The organism is Duganella vulcania, from assembly GCF_009857655.1.
In the GTDB taxonomy this organism is placed as follows: Bacteria; Pseudomonadota; Gammaproteobacteria; order Burkholderiales; family Burkholderiaceae_D; genus Rugamonas; species Rugamonas vulcania.
The window spans coordinates 1-2,527 of the sequence record NZ_WWCX01000217.1 but is presented as its reverse complement, the minus strand read 5'-3'; the positions used below and the strand labels follow the sequence as shown (position 1 = coordinate 2,527).

The 2,527-nt window shown below is 68.3% G+C and carries 5 protein-coding genes; 2 read left to right on the top strand and 3 right to left on the bottom strand.

Annotated features, from left to right (window positions below):
• A partial coding sequence (locus GTP90_RS35405) for a flagellin (RefSeq protein WP_254452197.1) occupies window positions 1-639 on the top strand: 639 nt, incomplete at its 5' end.
• On the opposite strand, the gene GTP90_RS35400 is transcribed toward GTP90_RS35405, so the two are convergent.
• The 3 genes from GTP90_RS35400 to GTP90_RS35390 are packed head-to-tail and all read right to left on the bottom strand — an operon-like array spanning window position 640 to window position 1,912.
• Entirely contained in the window at window positions 640-1,203 is a 564-nt protein-coding gene (locus GTP90_RS35400) for a DUF4865 family protein (RefSeq protein ID WP_161087888.1), read from the bottom strand. It lies immediately after the preceding gene.
• Window positions 1,200-1,601 carry a tautomerase family protein gene (locus tag GTP90_RS35395; RefSeq protein WP_161087887.1) on the bottom strand — a complete coding sequence of 134 codons (402 nt, stop codon included), beginning with the start codon at window positions 1,599-1,601 and terminating at the stop codon, window positions 1,200-1,202. Before GTP90_RS35395 ends, GTP90_RS35400 begins: the two co-directional genes overlap by 4 nt.
• A complete protein-coding gene (locus tag GTP90_RS35390; RefSeq protein ID WP_161087886.1) occupies window positions 1,592-1,912 on the bottom strand; it encodes a carboxymuconolactone decarboxylase family protein in 321 nt (106 codons plus the stop codon). The genes GTP90_RS35395 and GTP90_RS35390 overlap by 10 nt, the downstream gene beginning before the upstream one ends.
• A gap of 100 nt (window positions 1,913-2,012) precedes the next feature.
• Here GTP90_RS35390 and GTP90_RS35385 point away from each other — a divergent pair.
• A partial coding sequence (locus tag GTP90_RS35385) for a LysR family transcriptional regulator (protein ID WP_254452196.1) occupies window positions 2,013-2,527 on the top strand: 515 nt, incomplete at its 3' end.

Below are 2,527 nucleotides of genomic sequence, written 5' to 3'. Positions count from 1 at the left end.
CGCGCGGCCAACGCCGCCGGCGCGATCTCCGCCGCCTCCGGCGCCAGCGGCGTGACCGCCAGCGCCGCCGGCGGCACGCTGACATTGAGCGCGGCGGACGGCCGCGATATCGTCATCACCGAATCGAACGCCGGCAGCGCGGCCTCGCTGGGCCTGGCATTGGGGAGCAACAAGGGTACGGTCACCGTGACCGAGGCCGCGCGGCCGGGCGCGCATTCGATGAGCATCGGTGGCGCCAATCCGGCCAAGGCGGGCCTAAGCGCGGGCAAGCAGGCGTCGGTCATCGTCGGGCCGCCGCAGCTGGTGCTGCAGGATGTGTACAGCGGCGGCGAGCCGGTGCAGGATTTGTCCAACTTCAGCGGCGCCAGCGCGGCGCTGGACTACTTCGACGGCAAGATAGACGAAGTGACCACCATCCGCGCCATGCTGGGCGCGACCAGCAACCGCTTGTCGGCGGCGGCCAGCAACGCCGAGACCGGCGCCAACAACCTGGCGGCGGCGCGCTCGCGCATCCGCGACACCGACTACGCCAGCGAGACCGCGCAGCTGACCCGCGCCAGTATCCTGCGCGAGGCGGGCGCGTCGATGCTGGCGCAGGCCAACGCCCAGCCGCGCAACGCGCTGATGCTGCTGCGCTGATTACTGCTGAACCGCTTCCGGCGCCGACACGTGGCCGACCCGGTAGCGCTGCTCGTTCGGCAGCGGCGGCAGCGCCGGTTCGCCGCGCCACAGGCACAGGCGCACGATGCTCCAGTTGCCCGGCTCGAAGCCGATCACCACCGCCAGCGCGCCGCATTCGAGCGCGTGGCGAGCGTGCTGTTCCTCCCGCTGCCGCAGCTGCGCCAGGTCGCTGTGGGGCGCGATTGCCTCGACGCTGCGGGTGGCGTGGCGCGCCTGCCTGATGCCGGCGCCAACGCTGGCGTGCCACGGCGTCCAGGTGCGCACCGACGGCCAGCCGAAGGCCTGCGCCACGCCGGCGAATCCGGGGCCGTTGAGGAAGTCGTGCATGCCGGTCTCGCTGTGCCACAGGTAGAACGGCGCGTACAGGTTCTCTTTCGATTCGCCGCGCTCGGCGTACAGGTAGGCCTTGAACGCCAGGTGCGGCAGGCGGTCCAGCAGCGGGCCCTTGCTGCTGATGCGCTCGCGCACGATGGCCATGTCGTAGTCGGCCGGCAGCGCGAAGCTGTACTGCATCGCGATCATGCCGGCCTCCACAGGCTGGCGGCCGGCGCGCCGCCGCTGAAGGACCAGTCGTCGCCCTGCGAGCTCGACACCACCACCATCACATCCTGCGGCCGCAGGCCCGGCGCCTCGGCCAGTAGCTCGACCAGGCGGCGGTAGAAGGCCTGCTTCATCTCGGTGCTGCGCGGCTTGCCGATGGTGATGTTGATCAGCACGAAGTCGTCGGAGCGCGGGCCGGACGGGCTTTCGTAGTCGCGGTCGAAGACCAGCTCGTGCGGCTCGTGTTGGTGGATCATCTGGAAGCGGTCCTTGGCGGGCACGTTGAAGGCCTCGACCATGGCGCGGTGCAGGCTGTTCGACAGCGCGGCCAGGTACTCGGGGGATTTCCCTTTCAGCAGGGAGATGCGGCTCATGGGCATGATGTTTCCTCCAGTTGTTTGAACACGTTGATGGCGGAGGCGGCGGTCGGCCAGCCGGAATAAAACGCCAGGTGGGTAATCAGTTCGGCGATCTCGTCGCGCGTGACGCCGTTGTCGCGCGCCCGTTGCAGATGGAAGGGCAGCTGCTCGACCCGGTTCATCGCGATCAGCGCCGAGACAGTGATGACGCTGCGGTCCCGCTGCGACAAGCCCGGCCGCTGCCAGACGTCGTCGAACAACACCTTGTCGGTCAATTCCGCCAGCTTGGGGGCGTGGCTGCCCATGCTTTGTTGTCCCGCCGTCGACGCCATGGCCTGCTCCTGTTTGATTTGACACGTCCACGATACCCGACTATCTTGATCCTGAAAATCAGGAATATTTTGATCAACAGTTCAAAAAAACGGGACGATGATGCGGCGAATTACGTTTGACCTGGATGTGCTGCGCACCTTTGTGACCGGCGTCGACCTGGGCAGCTTCGCCAAGGCGGCCGACCGGCTGGGCCGGTCCACCTCGGCCGTCAGCGCGCAGCTGAAAAAGCTGGAGGACCAGCTGGGCATGCCGGTGCTGCGCAAGGAAGGGCGCGGCATGGTGACGACCTCGGCCGGCGAAGCGCTGCTGGGCTACGCGCGCCGCTTGCTGGAGCTGAACGACGAGGCGGCCACGGCGGTGCGCGGCGCCGAGCTGGCCGGCAGCGTGCGGCTGGGCATGCAGGAGGATTTCGGCGAGCACACGCTGACCGAGGTGCTGGGCCGCTTCGCGCGCGTGCACCCCAAGCTGCGCATCGAGGCCTGCGTGGCGCGCAATGCCGACCTGATGGCGCAGATGGCGGCCGACGAGCCGTTCATGCTAGATCGGGGGGGCGACGTGGCGGGAAACTGCGTTGCAATTAGTGTGGCGCTCGGTGGTTGCCGGGTCTTGAAAAA

Excerpts from the sequence above, each read along its gene's own strand:
- GTP90_RS35390 (WP_161087886.1), bottom strand. The coding sequence starts at position 1,912 with ATGGCGTCGACGGCGGGACAACAAAGCATGGGCAGCCACGCCCCCAAG.
- GTP90_RS35395 (WP_161087887.1), bottom strand. The coding sequence starts at position 1,601 with ATGCCCATGAGCCGCATCTCCCTGCTGAAAGGGAAATCCCCCGAGTAC.
- GTP90_RS35400 (WP_161087888.1), bottom strand. The coding sequence starts at position 1,203 with ATGATCGCGATGCAGTACAGCTTCGCGCTGCCGGCCGACTACGACATG.